Origin of the sequence: Phocaeicola acetigenes, assembly GCF_027529745.1 — a bacterium.
In the GTDB taxonomy this organism is placed as follows: Bacteria; Bacteroidota; Bacteroidia; order Bacteroidales; family Bacteroidaceae; genus Phocaeicola; species Phocaeicola acetigenes.
The window spans coordinates 90693-107546 of record NZ_JAPZVM010000011.1 but is presented as its reverse complement, the minus strand read 5'-3'; the positions used below and the strand labels follow the sequence as shown (position 1 = coordinate 107546).

The 16854-nt window shown below is 41.5% G+C and carries 12 protein-coding genes; 5 read left to right on the top strand and 7 right to left on the bottom strand.

Annotated features, from left to right (window positions below; genetic code table 11):
* Nucleotides 1-4: 4 nt before the first annotated feature.
* The 5 genes from O6P32_RS11820 to O6P32_RS11800 are packed head-to-tail and all read right to left on the bottom strand — an operon-like array spanning nucleotide 5 to nucleotide 6339.
* Nucleotides 5-472: a YqaA family protein gene (locus O6P32_RS11820; RefSeq protein ID WP_269878703.1), complete on the bottom strand. Its 468-nt coding sequence runs from the start codon at nucleotides 470-472 to the stop codon at nucleotides 5-7.
* Entirely contained in the window at nucleotides 448-1386 is a 939-nt protein-coding gene (locus O6P32_RS11815; RefSeq protein ID WP_269878702.1) for a hypothetical protein, read from the bottom strand. Before O6P32_RS11815 ends, O6P32_RS11820 begins: the two co-directional genes overlap by 25 nt.
* Entirely contained in the window at nucleotides 1386-2660 is a 1275-nt protein-coding gene (gene purD / locus O6P32_RS11810) for a phosphoribosylamine--glycine ligase (RefSeq protein ID WP_269878701.1), read from the bottom strand. The genes O6P32_RS11815 and purD overlap by 1 nt, the downstream gene beginning before the upstream one ends.
* A gap of 19 nt (nucleotides 2661-2679) precedes the next feature.
* On the bottom strand, nucleotides 2680-4941 hold the full coding sequence (locus tag O6P32_RS11805; protein ID WP_269878699.1) for a S9 family peptidase: 2262 nt from the start codon (nucleotides 4939-4941) through the stop codon (nucleotides 2680-2682).
* Nucleotides 4942-4962: 21 nt separating this feature from the next.
* Nucleotides 4963-6339, bottom strand: coding sequence for a THUMP domain-containing class I SAM-dependent RNA methyltransferase (locus O6P32_RS11800; RefSeq protein WP_269878697.1), 1377 nt, complete (start codon nucleotides 6337-6339; stop codon nucleotides 4963-4965).
* Between the two features lie 777 nt (nucleotides 6340-7116).
* Here O6P32_RS11800 and O6P32_RS11795 point away from each other — a divergent pair.
* From O6P32_RS11795 to O6P32_RS11780, 4 genes are read left to right on the top strand one after another with little or no spacing between them, the layout of a single operon-like run.
* The gene (locus tag O6P32_RS11795; protein WP_178265426.1) at nucleotides 7117-10203 is read left to right on the top strand and encodes a SusC/RagA family TonB-linked outer membrane protein; all 3087 of its coding nucleotides are present in this window, start codon (nucleotides 7117-7119) and stop codon (nucleotides 10201-10203) included.
* 19 nt (nucleotides 10204-10222) lie between these two features.
* Nucleotides 10223-11860, top strand: coding sequence for a SusD/RagB family nutrient-binding outer membrane lipoprotein (locus tag O6P32_RS11790; protein ID WP_178265427.1), 1638 nt, complete (start codon nucleotides 10223-10225; stop codon nucleotides 11858-11860).
* A 28-nt stretch (nucleotides 11861-11888) separates the two neighbouring features.
* The gene (locus O6P32_RS11785; RefSeq protein ID WP_178265428.1) at nucleotides 11889-13025 is read left to right on the top strand and encodes an endo-beta-N-acetylglucosaminidase family protein; all 1137 of its coding nucleotides are present in this window, start codon (nucleotides 11889-11891) and stop codon (nucleotides 13023-13025) included.
* A gap of 13 nt (nucleotides 13026-13038) precedes the next feature.
* Entirely contained in the window at nucleotides 13039-14226 is a 1188-nt protein-coding gene (locus O6P32_RS11780; protein WP_269878693.1) for a BT_3987 domain-containing protein, read from the top strand.
* A 118-nt stretch (nucleotides 14227-14344) separates the two neighbouring features.
* On the opposite strand, the gene O6P32_RS11775 is transcribed toward O6P32_RS11780, so the two are convergent.
* On the bottom strand, nucleotides 14345-15571 hold the full coding sequence (locus tag O6P32_RS11775; RefSeq protein WP_178265430.1) for an anaerobic sulfatase-maturation protein: 1227 nt from the start codon (nucleotides 15569-15571) through the stop codon (nucleotides 14345-14347).
* 43 nt (nucleotides 15572-15614) lie between these two features.
* Nucleotides 15615-16520, bottom strand: a complete 906-nt coding sequence (locus O6P32_RS11770; protein WP_269878692.1) for a serine O-acetyltransferase — start codon at nucleotides 16518-16520, stop codon at nucleotides 15615-15617.
* A gap of 67 nt (nucleotides 16521-16587) precedes the next feature.
* Here O6P32_RS11770 and O6P32_RS11765 point away from each other — a divergent pair, with 67 nt between their 5' ends.
* Nucleotides 16588-16719: a hypothetical protein gene (locus tag O6P32_RS11765; protein WP_269878691.1), complete on the top strand. Its 132-nt coding sequence runs from the start codon at nucleotides 16588-16590 to the stop codon at nucleotides 16717-16719.
* Nucleotides 16720-16854 lie beyond the last annotated feature (135 nt).

Genomic DNA, 16854 nt, shown 5'->3' with positions numbered 1-16854 from the left:
ATTGTTAAAAGTGAAAGAACTTGAATGCTCCGATGGTGGCTGCTACCAGTAAAGCATAACGTGCCAGCTTACCGAAAGTCATTGAGAGAGCCACGATGTATAAATTGGCTTTCATCAGTCCTAAAACAATGAGAATGGCATCCCCGATGACAGGGAGGAAGGAGAAAACAGCAATCCATGAGCCCCTTCCATGAATAAATCGGGTGGCTTTGTCCAGTTGCTTTTTGTCTACTCTGAAATACTTCTCTATCCATTCCATTTTTCCGAGGTGTCCGATCCAATAGCAGGTAAGACCTCCCAATGCATTGCCGGCTGTAGTAGCCAAAGTAGACCAGATTGGGTCCAGTCCCAGTCCGATGCAGGCCAGCAGTACGGCTTCCGAGCTGAAAGGAAGAATAGTTCCGGCTAAAAAGGCTGAAACAAACATGCCCCAATAGCCCCAGTCTATCATGAATTGAAGAAATGCATCCATATATTGAATATTCCGGCAAAAAGGGTGAGAAGAAGCATACAGAGGAAATAATATCGTATAAACCTATTGAACAGAAGGGCAAACAGATGTCCGTGCATGATGGCTCCTATCATGATAAGAATAGGAAACAGAGCATTGAAGTGCTGAGGCTGCCAGAGCATGAGAAGCATGACTTCTATTCCGGTAAACCGCAGAGATTGTATCATAATGCGTGTCTGTACCTTATCCTGTCGTGATACCTGAAAATTCTGTGTACTGCTTATTACTGCCAACAGGAAAAAGACTCCCCATGAAATGCATTGGGAGAGTGTGAGTGTGGAATAATCGGGTATCCAATCCTGACCGAGTTGGCGAAAGGGAGTCAGGATAAAATCCGGTTCTCCATTGTAAGTACCGTAGCAAAGCATAAACCAGTAAGGCAAACTCAAGCCCACCATACCGGCAAAGAAAGTCCGCGGGCTGAGAGACCGTAGTCCTATCATGTGCAGGTAAAGGAAGGGAACAAAGAACAGGCATGAAGGGAGTATCCAGCTTCCAATACCGATTAACAGAAAGGCATGGAAAATGGACGATGAATTGTATCTTGATTCATAGCTGCGGAACAGAGAACTGAGCATCCCTGCAAAGAGTAAGGGAAACCAGCTTTCGGCAGAGTATGAATAAAGAAACGGACAAAGAAAGAAAGTAATCAGAAATAGAGCCGGAGGAAGAGTAGAACGGGTGCGTATCAAGGCAAATGTGGTGTTCATCTCTATCATCAGACCGGTAATCAGTACTCCTATGACTAAAGAGAGCACATGAGTCCAGCTCTGACACAGTATTCCGCCTGTGAGCAGAGAGAGAAGAATAGCCACAGGAAGAGTCAGTCTTCCGGTGGCTATTTGATATTGAAGTGTATCTCGTGCAGATATCATTATAAGTCAAATCCGATGTCTGAGCGGAAATATTTCTTTTCGAATGAAATCTTTCCGGCATTGGTAAACGATTGTGCCAATGCTTCGGCTTTGTCTGCTCCGTATGAGCTGACTGCAATGACACGTCCTCCTGATGTTACAATCTGACCGTCTTTTACAGCTGTACCGGCATGGAATACAATGCTTCCTCCAGCTTTTGCTTCTTCGATGCCTGTAATAGGGAATCCTTTTTCGTATGCTTCCGGATAACCACCTGATACAAGCATTACGCATACTGCTGAGCGAGAATCAATTTCAAGAGTCTTTTCATTCAATGTACCGGTTGCTACTCCTTCGAATAAGTCAACAAGGTCGCTCTTGATTCGGAGCATGACACTTTCTGTTTCGGGGTCGCCCATACGTACATTGTATTCAATGACCATCGGTTCACCTTTCACATTAATCAATCCGAAGAAGATGAAACCTTTGTAGTCGATTCCTTCGGCTGCCAGTCCTTCTACTGTAGGACGGATGATGCGGTCTTCTACTTTCTTCATCCATGCTGCATCTGCAAATGGAACAGGAGATACAGAACCCATACCACCGGTGTTCAGACCTTTGTCGCCTTCGCCGATACGTTTGTAGTCTTTTGCTTCGGGCAAGATTTTATAGTTCTTTCCGTCGGTCAGAACAAAGACAGAGCATTCAATACCGCTCAAGAACTCCTCGATAACAACTGTAGCTGATGCATTGCCGAACATTCCACCCAACATTTCTTTCAGCTCTTTCTTGGCTTCTTCCAAAGTAGGAAGTATCAGTACACCTTTTCCTGCACACAAACCGTCTGCCTTCAGTACGTAAGGTGCTTCCAGAGTTTCAAGGAAAGCAAGGCCTTCTTCTATGTTGTCGGCAGTGATGCTTTTATAACCTGCTGTCGGGATATGATGACGCTGCATGAAACCTTTGGCAAATTCTTTACTTCCTTCGAGTACAGCACCTGCTTTCGACGGACCGATAACTGGGATGTGTGCCAAAGCTTCATCGTTTTTGAAGAAATCGTATACTCCTTTTACCAATGGATCTTCCGGACCTACCACTACCATGTCGATGTGGTTTTCTACCACAAACTGTTTGATAGCATCAAAATCGTCGGCTTTAATAGCTACGTTTTCGCCTACTTCGCGTGTACCGGCATTTCCGGGTGCAATATATAATTTGTCAATCTTCGGACTCTGAGCTATTTTCCAAGCCAAGGCATGCTCACGTCCACCTGAACCTAAAAGTAAAAGTTTCATTTGTATATCTGTTTTAGAGTTATTTCAGAAAGTCATTAAAATAGCGTGTAATATGTTCGTGCAGATGAACACGGTCTCTTCCCATCATGTTGTGTCCGTCTTCCGGATAAACAAAGAAATCGGGATGAGTACCAGCTTCGATGCAGGCACGAAGGAATGTATAACTGTGCTGAGGTACACAAGTAGGATCTGTTCCTCCAATGATGATTTGCAAGCGTCCTTTCAGATTGCCGGCTTTATTTCGAAGATTAGCTTCTTTATATCCTTCTGGATTTGTCTGTGGAGTGTCCATATAACGTTCTCCGTACATTACCTCGTAGAACTGCCAGTCGATTACCGGTCCACCGGCTACTCCTACCTTGAACAGGTCGGGATAAGTCAGCATCAGATTGGTGGTCATGAAACCTCCGAAACTCCAGCCGTGTACTCCAATTTTGTTTCCATCTACGTAAGGCAGTGACTGCAGGAACTTGGCACCTTCTACCTGGTCTTTCATTTCTTCAGTACCCAACTGACGGAAAGTACAGTTTTCGAACTTGATACCACGATTATCGCTTCCTCTGCTATCTACTGTAAGCATTACATAGCCTTGCTGTGCCATATAAAGATCCCATCCGCGTGCATCATAGAAACGGGTGTTGTGAATCATTTGTGCATGTGGGCCACCATATACATAGATAATGGCAGGATATTTCTTGTTCGGGTCAAAGTCTACTGGCTTAATCAGGCGATAGTACAAGTCAGTTTCCCCGTCTGCAGCCTTGATGGTTCCGATAGTGATTTCAGGTAGTTTATAGCCTTCAATCATCGGGTCGGTTGCAGTAAACAGTTCAACACCTTTCTTGCCGTTGGTAGGCAGGATGCTTACAATACGGGGTACAGAAGCAGATGTAAAGTTATCGATAACGTAAGTACCGCTGGCAGACAGCTGTGCACGGTGCATACCATCTTCTGCTCCAATGAGTGTACGTTTTCCGTTCTTCACGTTCAGGCTGAAAATGTTAGTCTGCAAAGGAGAAATTTCCGTGCTTCCGATGATAATTTCTTTCTTGTCTGTATTGAAGCCCAATACATCCTGTACCAGCCAGTTGCCTTCGGTCAGAGGAGTAGTTTTTCTGTACTCATTGTAAGTACTCTCTCCATCCTTGCCCTGTTGGGTATCTCCATACATTTTAGTCTGAGTATCCATCAGATACAGATGGTTGAAACCATCACGCTGGCTCTGATAGATGAATTTAGACTGATCCCAAGGCAGGAATATCAAAGGGTGCTGAGGTTCTACGTACTTCGGATGTTTTTCTTCGTACAATACTTCCAGCTTCTTTCCACTGGCAACATCGTAGCTTACCAGTTGTGCATGATTCTGGTCGCGGTTCAATTCGATGACATAAACCGTCTTTTCATCGGGCGCCCAACTGATGTTGGTAAAATAACGGTCGGTAGGATCGCCTGCCTGCAGATAAACGGTCTTTTCGCTACGCATGTCATATACTCCTACAGTGACTTTGTGACTTGTCATCCCTGCCATTGGATATTTGTCAGGCTCCAATGTGGCAATACGGGTAGAAGTGTTGACTTGCGGATAATCGGTTACCATGGTCTGATCCATGCGGTAGAAAGCCAGATAGTTTCCTTTCGGACTCCAGAAAGTACCCTTCATGATGCCAAACTCGTTGCGGTGTACACTTTGTCCGTATACGATACTGGGTCCGGATGCGTAGCCGTTTTCGTTGGGGCAGATAGCCAATATTGGATTGATAGGCTTGTTGCCTTTCTGTGGAGCAGAAACATACAAATCGTTTCCTACAGTATAAGCTACGCTGCTATTTTCCTTGCAGAAGTCAAAGTTGGCAGCCCGTTCATTCAAGTTAAGGCAAAGAGTAATCTGCTTAGTTGCAAAATCATAGCCAATCATGTGGTGATTATGACGGAAAACCACTTCTTTACGGCCGGCATAAGGAAGAGAAGCCGAAGTGAGTGTACGCAAAGGCTTGAACTCTTTTGTCGTTTCGTTTTGCTGAAGCGCATCATTAATTTCCTTTAACGTCACCAGTGTGCTTGTTTTTCCGCTTTTTGTATTGACAGACAGAATTTCCTCTACCTCTGTGCGTACACATACATCTCCCCACCATTGAAGACCAGACATATTCTTTGGAGTCAGGTTGAAATAATTACTTCCTCCGGGAATAACATCTTCCAGTGTATATGCTTTCTTTTCTTGAGCGGTGATTGTGCTTGCTGCCATACACAGTAAGAATATGAATTGAAATAAACGTTTCATTCTTTTGTTTGAATAAATGAGTTATCGTTCCGATCTATTGTCATCGTTTTTTTTACGGCTATGGATATAGCGTGGTGCAGGAGCCTGTTTAGGTCTTCCGTCATCAGTCGAAGGACGTGAAGAGACATTGCTTCTGCTTCCTTTGAAAGAAGGTTTCCGGCTGTCTTTATAAGTCACCTTTTCACTTCTTCTGCGAGGACGTGCTTCTCTTTCTTCGCGCTTGGGCTTGAACTCCTTGTCGCTGTTTTCGCTGCGGAAAGCTTTGTACTTACCGTCGAACAACTGATACTTACGGAATTGGCATTCCAGTGCTCCGTTGAAAAGAGGTATTTTTACAGAGGGCTTCAAGCCAATCTGGTCGAAACATTCGTCGCGGTAGCTCAAAATCCATGCGTCGTTGCCGCTGAATGCATGTTTCAGACGCTCGCCTATCATTCGGTACAATCCCAGCAAGTCTTCCGAAGAAATACGTTCTCCATAAGGCGGGTTGGTGATGATGATACTCTTTTCCTTTGGCTGTTCGAATTGTTGGAAAGGCTGTATTCTCAGCACTACATCCTTGCTTACTCCTGCTGCCTTTACGTTGTGAATTGCTATTTCGTTAGCCTTTGGATTGTTATCGTATCCATAGATTTTGTGAGTAAATTCACGTTCCTGCGAATCGTCGTTATAGATAGAGTCGAACAACTCCTGGTCGTAGTCTTTCCATTTTTCAAAGCCGAATTCCTTACGGAATACACCCGGAGCGATATTGCGGGCAATCAAAGCAGCTTCAATAGGAATTGTTCCCGAGCCACACATCGGATCAATCAGGTCGCATTCCCCTCTCCATCCGGTCATCAGAATCATACCGGCAGCCAATACCTCATTCAGAGGTGCTTCTACCTGTTCCTGACGATAGCCGCGGCGGTGCAACGATTCGCCCGAACTGTCTAATGACAGAGTACAGCGGTCTTCTGCCACATGAATATTAATTGATAAATCAGGATTGCTGATGCGTACAGACGGACGGTTTCCTGTTTTTTCGCGGAAGTAGTCAACAATCGCATCTTTTACCTTGTATGCCACAAATTTGGAGTGGCGGAATTCGTTGGAAAAAACGACAGCATCTACAGCAAAACTGCTCATGTTGTCCAGATACTCTTCCCACGCAATGCTTTTTACTGCATCATACACCTCGTCGGCGGTTTTTGCTGTAAAATGTTTGATAGGTTTCAGGATGCGAATGGCTGTACGAAGATGGAAATTTGCCTTGTACATCATAGCCTTGTCTCCTGTGAAAGAGACCATACGACGTCCGATTTCAATGTTACTTGCTCCTAACTCTGTGAGTTCTTGTGCCAGAACCTCTTCTAATCCTTGGAAGGTTTTGGCGATCAGCTCGAATTCTTGATTCATCTTGATTAAATTACGTAATTTCAATTTGATAATGCAAAAATACGAATTTCCCCTCAGTCAGTCAACTGTTTATTAGTGTTTTTCATTTTGATTTATTGCTATTCGGTAAAATCATAAGAGTGTGAATTTGAAGTACCCCTGTTTGAGGGACAGTTACTTTTCACCGGATTGGATAGAGGCTTTCTTCGCATTGGAATATAGATTGGAAACAAAGAGAGGTAGTGGTATCATTATCTGTTGCGAAAAGTCACGGGGTATAATCGGCGACGCTGATTGCCCATCCGGCGGTGTTGGTTTTATAGCCAACGACGTCGGTTGTATAGCCAACGCCGTCAATTACAGAAATGTATAGTTCTCATTGAGAAGTTATACTTTAAATTTGTAGCCTATATTTATATTATATAGGTAAAAAGTGATAATTTGTGTTGTGAATCAAATAGATAGTTATGTTTGAAATTGTAACATAAAATATGTTAAAATGCATTTTGTGCTAAACTTTTTAGGGAATATTTTGTTTGTTTTTATGAATTTATGAAGAACTGTAATCTTTTCTGATTTCTTGAATGCAAGAAAACGGTATGTTTATTGATAAATAGTGAAAAATGTTTATTTATTACCGTTGAAAAGATGTTTTCTCTTTTGTTTGTGTTAAATGTATAAAAAAAACTAACCTTAAAATCTTTTACGCCTATGGATTAATTAAAAAACTTATCCCTCTATCTCATCGTTTAGACTTTTAGTAAAAAGTCGTCTAACTAATATTTTAATACCTTATCTATGAGACTAAGCAAGATTTTACTATTATCATTTCTATTAATATTTTCGAGAGGAAATATTATCTGGGCTTCTTTAGAAAAACTATCAGACTTGAACCAAATTTCTGTGAATGAAGAAAAAGGAGTTGTATTGGTTAAAGGGGTTATAGTCGATTCACAAAACAACCCTTTAATAGGAGTAACCATCCTTGAAAAAGGAACATCTAACGGTACGATTACAGACTTTGACGGGAACTTTACCTTGCAGGTGAAAGAGAATGCTGTTTTGGAACTGTCTTATGTGGGTTATAAGACACAGTCTGTGGCTGCAAAGGAAAATTTAGGAAAAATTGTCATGAGAGAAGATACGGAGGTACTCGATGAAGTTGTAGTTACTGCATTGGGTATCAAACGTTCTGAGAAAGCATTGAGTTATAATGTACAGAAGGTTGACAATGCTTCTCTTACTACTGTAAAGGATGCAAACTTTATCAATAGTTTGAATGGTAAGGTTGCCGGTGTAAATATCCAGCGGAGCTCTTCGGGTGTAGGAGGTGCGACTCGTGTTGTAATGCGTGGTAACAAATCAATCAATGGCGACAATAATGTTTTATACGTAGTAGACGGTGTACCTATTGGAAATAAAAAAGCTTCAGATAATTCGACAGACGGTACAGGCTTTGGCGGCTCGACTTCTGGTGAAGGTATTTCCAGCTTTAATCCGGAAGACATTGAAAGCATTTCTGTGCTGACAGGTCCTTCTGCTGCGGCTTTGTATGGTGCCAGTGCAGCTAATGGTGTGATTATCATTAACACAAAAAAAGGTGCTGAAGGAAAAGCACGTGTCAATGTTTCTTTATCGGCAGAGTTTGCAAATCCTTTCGTAATGCCTAAATTCCAGAATGTATATGGAAATGTAGCAGGAGACTATATGTCTTGGGGTGCACGTCTGGAACAGCCTACCTCTTATGATCCTGCCGATTTCTTCAATACGGGAACAACTTTTACTGAGTCTTTCAATCTTTCTACAGGAACAGAAAAGAACCAGACGTACGTTTCTGGAGCAGCAGTCAATTCAAAAGGTTTGGTTCCTAATAATAAATACCACCGTTATAATTTTATGGTGCGTAACACATCGAAGCTCTTTAATGATAAATTGACTTTAGATTTTTCAGCAAGCTATGTACGCGAGTATTATAACAACATGGTATCGTATGGTACTTACTTCAATCCTATTGTAGGTACTTATCTTTATCCTCGCGGTAGCGATTTCAAGCAGGAAGAATATTTTGAACGTTATAACTCGGAATTAGGATATAATGAACAGTATTGGAGTCCGGGAGATATGGGTATGAGTATCCAGAATCCATATTGGATTGCATATCGTAATCTTCGTCCGGAGACCAGAGACCGTTATATGTTCTCGGTGTTGCTGAAGTACGACATTACAGACTACCTGAATGTAACAGGGCGTTTGCGTATGGATAACACCTATACAGAAAAGGAAGATAAGCGCTATGCGTCGACTAATGGTACTTTTGCAAAACCTAAAGGACGCTATAATTATTCAAACGAAACCTATCGTCAGAAATACGCTGATATTATGGTGAATTTTGATAAACAATTTGCTGATATTTATCATGCTACTGTCAACGTAGGTTCTTCATTTGAAGAATATGATACGAAAGGCCGTGGTTGGGGTGGTCAGTTGATGACTGTTCCTAATCTGTTTACTTACGGTAATGTAGATCCAACTACAGGGGTACCCAGTCAGACTGGAGGTAATTTGAGAACACGAAATGCAGCTGTATTTGCTTCGGCTGAGTTGTCCTGGAAATCGGCTTTGTATTTGACTCTTACAGGACGTGCAGACCATCCATCGCAGTTGATTAACGCTGCTGAAGAATGGATATTTTATCCGTCGGTAGGTGTTTCGGCTTTGGTTACAGAGTTGCTGCCCGAATCTACACGCGATGCCATTCGTCCTGTTTTGGGATTTTTTAAAGTAAGAGCTTCTTATACAGAGGTTGGTTCTCCTATTTCGGAAACAGGGTTAACTCCCGGAACGTTGACACACGAAGTAGAAGGAGGAGTTGTAAAACCATTTAAATTCTATCCGGTATCAGACTTACATCCGGAACGTACCCGTTCTTGGGAACTTGGAATTGACTCACGCTGGTTCAACAATACGGTTTCTTTGGGAGTTACTTTATATCAGTCGAATACTTATGACCAGTTGTTGAGAGCTGAACTTTCAAAAGGTTCTGGTTACGATTATATGTATGTACAGGCCGGTAATGTAAGAAACAGAGGTATTGAAATGACATTGGGATACGACCAGACTTTCGGAAACTTTTCTTATAGTACTTCTGTGACTGCTACTGCAAATAGAAATAAGATTATTGAATTGCCTCATAATGTAAAGAACCCTGTTACAGGAGAAAGTATCGACTTGAGTGATATTAAAATGGGACGTTTCCGCTTGCGCGAAGGTGGTGAAATCGGAGATGTTTATGCCGATCAGCAAATTAAGCGTGACCAGGACGGATATATAGTATATGTACCAGGAAGTCCGCTTACTACAGAAGCTACCGAGCCTTACAAGCTGGGAAGTGTAAACTCTAAATGGAATTTAGGATGGAGAAATTCATTCAGTTATAAAGGATTTAATTTAGGATTCTTGGTTAATGCTCGTTTGGGAGGTATTGTTATTTCCAAAACACAGGCTACACTGAATCTGTTTGGAGTTTCTCAAGAATCGGCAATGGCGCGTGATTTGGGTTATGTAATGGTGGGTAATGTTCCCGTAAATCCAAGAGACTTTTATCAGACAGTAGCCGATATGGATGCATATCATACATACTCTGCCACAAATGTCCGTTTGCAGGAAGTAAACTTAGGATATACATTCCCGAATAAATGGTTTAAGGGCACACCATTTAATAATGTAAGCTTATCTGTATATGGAACAAACCTATGGATGATTTATAGTAAGGCACCTTATGATCCGGAACTGACAGCATCAACCGGAACATTTGGACAAGGATATGATTACTTTATGTTGCCCAGCCAACGTACTTATGGTATGAGTTTGAAGTTTGGATTCTAAAAATTAAATCTGATTAATTATGAAATTGAAGAAATATATATTGTCATTAGCTTCACTTGCATTGATAACTTCTTGTGATTATGAAGATATCAATACCAATATATATGGGGTGAGTGATGAAGAGTTGGGAGCATTGCTTTATGGAACCTCATTTATGGATATGCAGCAGAAAGTAATTCCTATCGGTTCTCCTACATTGACTACAGGCCCGGGTAATGATTTGCAAAATACCGATCTTATCTCTTCTGGTACGTATATTGGCTATTTTGGAAATAACAACAACTGGGCTGGTGCGGGTTATCTTGAAGCAAATTGGAATTTTCAGGATAACCGAATGAATTATGCTTATGAGAATTTTTATTCTAAGATGTATCAATCCTGGAATACAATTTATAGCAAGCTGAAAGGATCAGAAGAGCCTGCCGACCAAGAAATTCTTGCATTGGCAAACATTGTGAAGATTGCCGGATGGCTCCGTGCTACTGATGTGTTTGGTCCTATTGTATATACCAATGCCGGAAATGGAGACATTGCTCCTAAATTAGATTCTCAGCAAGTGGTATATAAAACAATGATGGCCGATTTGGCAGATGCTGTAGCTATTCTTAATAAATCCACATCAAAGGTACTGGGAGATTATGATGTGATTTATAATGGTAATCCGGCAAATTGGGTACGGTTCGCAAACTCGTTGATGTTGCGTATGGCTGTGCGAGTACATTTTGTAGATAATGCATTGGCTCAAGAATACATTACCAAAGCATTGGATGTAAAGAATGGAGGAGTAATTGAAGATGCGAGTCAGGAAGCAAAAATCCAGAACTCTGATAAGATGCCTTTATTAAACTCTATGTTGGCTTCTGTAGATGAATATGGTGAAACGAGAATGGGAGCTACTATCTGGGCTTATTTGACTGGATATAATGATCCGCGTATAGCTGTTTACTTTAAAAAAGGAACTTTTTATGGAGAAGAAAATTATTACGGATTACCACAGGCAAGTTCCTTTGGAAAGCAATGGAATGATAATGCGGCTTCTCCATATTTCGCTTCTAAGCCAAATGTGAATTCAAATTCACCGCTTTATTGGATGCGTGCTTCCGAGGTGCAGTTCCTGAAGGCTGAAGCTTGTTTGTATAATCTGATGGCCGGTGATCCTAAAACTTATTATGAGGCTGGGGTGGAAATGTCGTTTACAGAAAATGGTTTGACGGGTGCAGGTGAGTATTTGTCAAAAGAAACGCTGCCATCTCCATTAGGGTTTGCCAGCTTGAGTCATCATCCGGCTTATACTTCTCCACTTATTACTGGAAATACATCTCCGAAGTGGGACCATTACAGTACTTCCAATCAGAAAGAGGAGCAGTTACAGAAGATTATTACACAGAAATATCTGGCACTTTATCCGAATGCAGTGGAAGCATGGACCGAATATCGTCGTACAGGTTATCCGTTTATTGGAAAGCCCGAAGACACCAGTGCACCTGCTCGTATCGGAGCTTCTGGCGATTGTTTTGCACCTGAACGTTTCCGCTTTGGCGCAACCGAATACAGTACAAATCCAAATATGAAAGATGTACCGACTTTATTGGGCGGTGAGGATCAAGGTTCAACCAAGTTATGGTGGGTTCGTTCGGACAGACCGTTACAAAAGTAATAGAGTGTAATCTTTAACAGAAAAAATTATGAAGCTATTAAAATATATTGCAATCTGCTTGTCTGTCGTTGCTTTTACAGGCTGCTCAGACTGGACAGACGTGGAAAGAGAAGTGTATGCTAACCAAGAAGGATTGGAGAAATATATAGAATTGATAGATGCTCAGAGTGAGGCCGATTTGACTCCTACTATGCGTGAGTATTATCGTAAGATACGTGAATATCGTAATACTCCTCATGTAAAGGGCTTCGGATGGTTTGGTAACTGGACAGGAAGAGGTTCTAATGCACAGAACTATCTGAAGATGTTGCCAGACAGTGTAGACTTGGTATCTTTATGGGGTTGTAGAGGTAATCTGTCTGAACACCAGAAAGCTGATTTAAAGTTTTTCCAGGAAGTAAAGGGCGGTAAAGCTATGCTTTGTTGGATTGTACAGGATTTGGGAGACCAGATGACGCCTCCGGGTAAAGATGCTTATGAATATTGGGTGACCGAGAAAGGTGGAGGAAGTTTTGAAGAAGGTGTAAAAGCTTATGCCAATGCAATCTGTGATACTATTGAGAAATATAATCTGGATGGTTTTGATATCGACTATGAACCGGGTTATGGTCATAGTGGTACATTGGCAAGGCGTACAGAAATAGGTCCGAATACAAATCAGAACAAGAATATGTATGTATTCATCAAAACAATGAGCGACCGCTTACGTCCTGCCGGAAGACTTTTGGTTATGGACGGACAACCTGATTTGTTGAGTACAGAAACTTCCAAAATGATTGACCATTATATTTATCAGGCATATTGGGAAACATCTACTCAGTCTGTAATAAATAAGATCAATAAGCCTAATCTGGAGAATTGGGAAAGAAAGACAATCATTACGGTTGAATTTGAACAATGCTGGAGAACCGGAGGTATCCATCCGGAGAGCGGTGCCGCAAGCTGGTCTGGGCAAAGAACGTATACTTCGATAAGAGGAGAATTTAATGGGTTGTATGGAACACAGATCTTCGATTATGCAACGCTCGATTTACCAAGTGGTAAGCGTATTGGAGGTATCGGTACATATCATATGGAGTATGACTATGCCAATAATCCTCCTTATAGATGGCTGAGACAAGCGCTGTATTTAGGAAATCAAGTTTATCCGGGTAATTATCAGTAAAAAGAATTGAATTATGAAGAAATTTTGGATGATAGGAATTGTCGGCATGCTTACGTTCTTTAGCTGCCAGGACGAACTATATAAAGATGCTACAAAAGAATTTGAGGTAGAGTTGGGTGTGTATATGCCTAACACAGGAGTAATACAGTCTTTTGTAAAAGAACATAATGATGTATTGATTAAGGATTTGCAAGTTAGCTTGACAAAGAAAACAACAGAAGAGGTACGTGTTTCTTTGGTTATAGAAGGACAAGAGGTATTAGACAAATATAATAAGCAGAACGGGACAGATTATATTGTGCTGCCGGAGAATATGTACGAAATGGAAAAGAATATTGTATTGGCTCCCAATGCTGTATCTCAGACTGTTCCAGTTGTATTGAAGAATCTTGAGTTTTCTCCTCAAGGAACATATGCACTTCCTGTAAAGATTCAGGGAGGAAGTACGAATTTAATTCCTGGTGAAACAAGTGCATTGCTTGTTTTTGAACCTATTGTATCGATACCGGTTATGAAGTTTGCCGGCTCTGGTGCAGAAGATGCAGGTATGTTCCCGGATGACTTTAAGGTTGATGTATGGACTTTTGAAATGATGGTCATGCATTCGGTTTATAATAGTAATAACGTAGCTCTTGGAGGTACAAAAGTGGTATCGGGTTCTAGTACATTGGATGAAATCTATCCTCGTTTTGGTGATGTGACGATTAAATATAATCAGTTCCAATTGAAGACTGCAGGTTCTCAGATAGACGTGCCATTGGAGAAATTTTCAGCTCAACCCAATGAGTGGTATATGATTTCGATGGTATACGATGGAAAGAAAAATTATATCTATGTAAACGGAGAACTGGTGGCAGATCGTGAAATGCGTACAGGTCCTTATGGTCTTACCGGGTTCTGGTTGAGCGGACGTAATGAATGGTTGCGTGAAATACGTTTCTGGAAAGTGGCACGCTCGCAAAAACAGATTAAACAGTCTTTATGGAAGTCTGTAAATCCGGATGACGAAGGTTTGCTTTTGTATTATCCGATGAATGGTAAAAAACGCGATTCAGAAACTGGAGAAATTACAGAAAACACTACTAAAATATGGGACTGGAGTAAGAGTCAGAAACACTTGAAAGTTCCCAGTGGAGCTGTAATGGATAATAATGGAGGAGAAGGTTATCAGTTCCCGCCACAGGATGTGTTAGGTAAATAAACAGATTAAGTTATTCTAAATAAAAATCGCTATGGTTGCTTCTATAAAGAACAACATAGCGATTTTTTTATGATGTAATACCATGAAGGTATACGGATATCTTTTGCTTTTGTGGAAATTATAATTCTCCTTTTCTTATTGCTTCCATAATATTAGCCGGTGCCCGCTCTGCCAACAACTCTTTTTTCATAAAGTCCATATAAGGTGCTACATGATCGAAGTACTGATAATAGCCCTTACAAAGGTAATTAAGTCCCGGTTCTCCGCTGGCGGTTTTACAAAAACGATTCTTAGGGCATTCACCGTTGCAGGCAAACAGATATTGGCATTCTTTACATTGAGAAGGCAGACTGTCGAATTTATTGCGTCCGAATTGCTGCTGCTTGTCGCTGTACATCATTTCTACCAGTGTTTTTGAGTAGATATTTCCCAGTTTGTATTGAGGGAAGACAAAATGGTCGCAAGAGTATACATCGCCATTGAATTCCATGACTCCTGCATGTCCACAAGTTTTGGCTAACGAGCATACTCCGGGCTGTTCGCCTACCCAGTTGGCAAGAGTGGCATCAAATAACTGAATGAAATATTCCCCTACGTCGTTTTTTACCCATTCGTCGAAAATGGTGCAAAGGAAATTTCCCCATTGTTCTGGTGTTACAGAGAAGTCGGCCAACTTTTCATTGTCCCCTTCTTCTACAGCTGCCAGATGCCGTCCGTCATCATGACGGAAAATTCGTTCTACGATGGGAGTAAACTGGATGTACCGGCAACCTATTTCCTTGAAAAAGTGGTAGAAGTCGAGTGGATAGTCGGCATTAAAGTCGTTGACTACGGCCAAAGCATTCCATTCTACCCGATGTTTGTTCAGCAGATTAATGCCTTGCATTACTTTCATAAACGAAGGTTTTCCTTGCTTGTTTTTACGGTATTCGTCGTGAAATTCCTGAGGACCGTCTATCGAAACACCTACCAGCCAGTTGTTGTCGTGGAAGAAGCGGCACCACTCGTCGTTAAGCAAAGTACCATTTGTCTGAATGCAGTTGTCTATCGTACGTCCGCGTGCATATTTGCGCTGCAGTTCCATAGCTTTCTGATAGAAAGAAAGCGGGCGCATCAATGTTTCTCCTCCATGCCATGTAAACAGTACCTGAGGCATGGTTTGCGATTCAATATATTCTTTGATAAACTTCTCCAGCAGTTCGTCGCTCATGATATGTTTAGGGCTTTCCTGATAAAGTTTCGACTTTTCCAGGTAATAGCAATAGTCACAAGCCAGATTACAAATGGCTCCGACAGGTTTGGTCATGATATAGAGAGGTCGGGCAAAAGGTGCAAATGTGTTCATTGTTTTTCAGTTCTTACGTTTGTGAGTGTTTAGATTCTTTATCTTACGTTTGCGAGTTTTTCCGTTGTACAATTCTTGCACCGGCAGGGACGTCTTCGGTGACCCAGATATTACCACCAATTGTGGCTCCTTTACCGATAGTAATACGTCCCAGTATGGTTGCATTGGAATATACAATTACATCGTCTTCCAATATCGGATGGCGGGGGATTCCTTTAATAGGATTTCCATTCTCATCGAGAGGAAAACTTTTGGCTCCCAGTGTTACACCCTGATACAGCTTGACGTGATTGCCGATGATGCAAGTGGCTCCAATAACCACACCGGTACCATGGTCGATGGTAAAATGGTGTCCGATGCAGGCTCCCGGATGAATGTCTATCCCTGTTTCCGAATGAGCCATTTCGGTGATGATACGTGGAATCAGTGGAATATTCAGCAAATAAAGTTCGTGAGCAATACGGTAATTGGTAATGGCACGAATGATGGGATAACAGCAAATGATTTCACCGAAGCTGTTGGCTGCCGGATCACCGTAATAAGCGGCCTCTACATCGGTAGCCAGTATTTGTCTCAGTTCGGGCAACCGACTGATAAACTGAATAGCCAGTTTGGCAGCCGTTTCCCTACAAGGGGTATCAGAGGTAGCCATGCCACTGCTTTCTACACCAAAGCACAATCCTGCTTGAATCTGTTCAGTAAGCAGAGTAAAAAGCTCTTCGATGTCCACTCCAATATGGTAATGAATAGTATGAGTATGCAGATTAGGGGTTCCGAAGTACCCTGGAAACAGAATGGCACGTGATAATTCGACGATGCGGTAAAGCGACTTTCCGGAAGGCAGAGGGTCTCCATCCTTGTGTTGATGAAACAATCCTCCAAAAGAATTGCTGTCGGATAGTTTATCAACTACTTGCGTCAGAACGTGTGTATAGTCGGGTGTGTTCATAATGCTTCTGTTTAGTAAAAAGCAAAAATAGAAAGAAATATTTTATTTTTGTCGAAAAATATAGATTATGGTAGTAAATAAAAAGAATCCTTTTGCATTTAAGGCTAAACAGCAAGGAAAGAAGAAACCGACAGGAAAACGAATAGGAAAATCGAAGCCTGCCAAGGCCAATAATCAGTTGAACCGGAGAGTGAAGTAAGTTACTTTGATTTTCAAAGAGTATTGGGCTGATGCTTGGAGGCTTTTGTTTTTTCCGTTCAGAAATTCATCTGATATTAAGAAAATAAAAATGTCATTCCAGATAATTTTTTGTCTGGAATGACATCATTGGTAG

What these genes read in the sequence shown, in the direction of transcription:
- O6P32_RS11815 (WP_269878702.1), bottom strand. Translation starts at nt 1,386, where the DNA reads ATGATATCTGCACGAGATACACTTCAATATCAAATAGCCACCGGAAGA.
- O6P32_RS11770 (WP_269878692.1), bottom strand. Translation starts at nt 16,520, where the DNA reads ATGAACACACCCGACTATACACACGTTCTGACGCAAGTAGTTGATAAA.
- O6P32_RS11790 (WP_178265427.1), top strand. Translation starts at nt 10,223, where the DNA reads ATGAAATTGAAGAAATATATATTGTCATTAGCTTCACTTGCATTGATA.
- O6P32_RS11820 (WP_269878703.1), bottom strand. Translation starts at nt 472, where the DNA reads ATGGATGCATTTCTTCAATTCATGATAGACTGGGGCTATTGGGGCATG.
- O6P32_RS11775 (WP_178265430.1), bottom strand. Translation starts at nt 15,571, where the DNA reads ATGAACACATTTGCACCTTTTGCCCGACCTCTCTATATCATGACCAAA.
- O6P32_RS11805 (WP_269878699.1), bottom strand. Translation starts at nt 4,941, where the DNA reads ATGAAACGTTTATTTCAATTCATATTCTTACTGTGTATGGCAGCAAGC.
- O6P32_RS11785 (WP_178265428.1), top strand. Translation starts at nt 11,889, where the DNA reads ATGAAGCTATTAAAATATATTGCAATCTGCTTGTCTGTCGTTGCTTTT.
- O6P32_RS11800 (WP_269878697.1), bottom strand. Translation starts at nt 6,339, where the DNA reads ATGAATCAAGAATTCGAGCTGATCGCCAAAACCTTCCAAGGATTAGAA.
- purD (WP_269878701.1), bottom strand. Translation starts at nt 2,660, where the DNA reads ATGAAACTTTTACTTTTAGGTTCAGGTGGACGTGAGCATGCCTTGGCT.
- O6P32_RS11765 (WP_269878691.1), top strand. Translation starts at nt 16,588, where the DNA reads ATGGTAGTAAATAAAAAGAATCCTTTTGCATTTAAGGCTAAACAGCAA.
- O6P32_RS11780 (WP_269878693.1), top strand. Translation starts at nt 13,039, where the DNA reads ATGAAGAAATTTTGGATGATAGGAATTGTCGGCATGCTTACGTTCTTT.
- O6P32_RS11795 (WP_178265426.1), top strand. Translation starts at nt 7,117, where the DNA reads ATGAGACTAAGCAAGATTTTACTATTATCATTTCTATTAATATTTTCG.